At 57.1% G+C, this 511-nt stretch carries 1 protein-coding gene; it reads left to right on the top strand.

The window, feature by feature from the left end; genetic code table 11:
- The coding region (locus ACYVTD_RS16215) for a zinc-binding metallopeptidase family protein (protein ID WP_461248708.1) at nucleotides 1-511 on the top strand (511 nt) is incomplete at both ends.

The raw sequence follows: 511 nt of genomic DNA, 5'->3' as shown, positions 1-511 counted from the left end.
TTTTCGTTTCCCGCCCTAAGAGCCTTAACCGCCCTCGCGCGCGAAAAATCGCCGCCGGAAAAAACCGTCATCTGCTACCTGTCCGACAAGGAGGAAACGGGTTCCGCCGGAAATACGGGCGCGCGGTCTTCCAACTTTGAAAACTTTATCTCCCTGTTCTGCGAAAACGAGGCGGCTCTTCGGCTCTGCTTCTCCCGCTGCAGTATGCTGTCCGCCGACGTGAACGCCGCCTTTGACCCCACCTACGAGGGAGTCTTCGACAAAAAGAATTCTTCGTTTATGGGGAAGGGACTGGTGCTTACCAAGTACACGGGAAGCGGCGGCAAGTATGGGGCGAGCGACGCCAACGCCGAATTTTGCGCCAAAGTGCAGGCGATAATGAACAAGAACAAAGTCCAGTGGCAGTTCGGCGCGTTGGGAAAAGTGGACAAGGGCGGCGGCGGCACAATCGCGCTTTACGCCGCCAATTTGGGCATGGACGTTCTAGACTGCGGAGTGCCCGTCCTTTCCA

The organism is Treponema sp. R6D11 (assembly GCF_054786075.1).
The sequence above is the reverse complement of the archived record's forward strand: the minus strand, read 5'-3'. Positions and strand labels throughout refer to the sequence as shown.